This is a genomic window from Neobacillus drentensis, assembly GCF_036965425.1.
Lineage (GTDB): Bacteria > Bacillota > Bacilli > Bacillales > Cytobacillaceae > Neobacillus > Neobacillus drentensis_F.
This window is the reverse complement of the sequence record NZ_JBALPP010000193.1, coordinates 1-1,470: the sequence shown is the minus strand read 5'-3', so window position 1 is coordinate 1,470 and position 1,470 is coordinate 1. Positions and strand designations below refer to the sequence as shown.

Below are 1,470 nucleotides of genomic sequence, written 5' to 3'. Positions count from 1 at the left end.
TAAACTGGCACCTTTGTCAAGGACACTATAAAAAAAGAGATTAAGCAACTAGAAGATGATTCCTATATTGAATAGGGGTCATCTTTTTTAAGTTCCATTGATATCGATAATTGTTATAGTAAACCATATAATGATTTATTTTCGCCTTTAGTTCTTTTAATGTTTTACAGGATTTATAATCAACTTCATCCTTTAAATGACCAAAGAAGGACTCTTGAGGGGCATTATCCCAACAGTTCCCTCTTCGAGACATAGATTGACCTAGATCATATTTTTTTAATAATTTTTGATATCTTGGGCTTGTGTAATGGCTCCCTTGGTCCGAGTGGATGAAGGCATCTTTATGTAGTGTAAATTCCTTGTTGTTCATTAGTTTGTGAATCGTCTCTGTTGCGATGCCTAGAGTGATTCTATCAGAAACGTGGTAAGCTAGAATTTCGTTAGTGGATGCATCTTTTACGGTTGACAAATAAGCCATACAATTACCGTTATATGGCAAATAGGTGATATCCGTTAATAGCACCTTTCCAGGCACTCCTTGCTTAAAATCTCTATTCAGCTTGTTAGGAACAACCTGATGTTCCTGTGTTGCTTTAGCGATTTTTTTATAAGGATTTGGCCTTCTATGTGGGCAGACTATGCCGTATTTTCTCATGATTCTTTGAATTTTTTTACGACTAAAGATCAGGTTATAGTCATTCTCCAATATCATTTTTATGGAACGCGACCCTTTCTTATACCCACGACGATTAAATGCCTTTAAAATAACTTCTTTGGCTTCTAAGTCTAATTGCTCCCTTGCTTCACGGCTTGGAGATGCCTTTAGGTAGCTGTAATATCCCGAACGGGACACCTCAAGTAAGTCACAGAAATACTTGGTCATTCGCTTATATTGATGCTGTTCAACAGTCTCATAAATTAACTGGAACACTTTACTCGGATTTAGATTTTCTCTTTCGTTTAGCAGCCTCCTTTCTGTCGCTTCTAGCTTTTTTAGCAGTTCGACTTGTCCCTCTAGAAGCTTAATTCTTGCTTCCTGCTTTTCAATTACTTCGGCTGGTGTAAGTTCCCGTTTTAAAGGTCTACCAGAACTCGTTTTCCTCGAATCGGTTAAACCAATTAACCCATTTTTTTCGTACGCCTTTTTCCACCTGTAAGCTGATAGTTCAATTCGCTTCAGCCCAATAACGTCGATATCAAATCCGTTCTCAATAAAAATTTGACGAGGGAGTTTGCCTGCCAGATATTCATCCATAAATTTATTTTTAAAAGAATCCGAATATGTTATGGAACGCTCACTAACGCGTTGCACATTTGGATTTTTTTGAAGTATTTTTATTTCTCTAGGTGTAAATGTTATCTTACTCATAAAGTCCCCTAATTCCCCATATCTTGAAATTCTAGTATATAAAAAAATACCTGTAGGTAAAACACTCTTTTTCAAGTGTCCTACCTACAGGTACCATATTA

The 1,470-nt window shown here is 36.5% G+C and carries 1 protein-coding gene; it reads right to left on the bottom strand.

Features of this window, described 5'->3' with window-relative positions:
- Window positions 1-40: 40 nt before the first annotated feature.
- Window positions 41-1,369 carry an IS3 family transposase gene (locus V7161_RS29690; protein ID WP_335716365.1) on the bottom strand — a complete coding sequence of 443 codons (1,329 nt, stop codon included), beginning with the start codon at window positions 1,367-1,369 and terminating at the stop codon, window positions 41-43.
- Window positions 1,370-1,470: the final 101 nt, after the last annotated feature.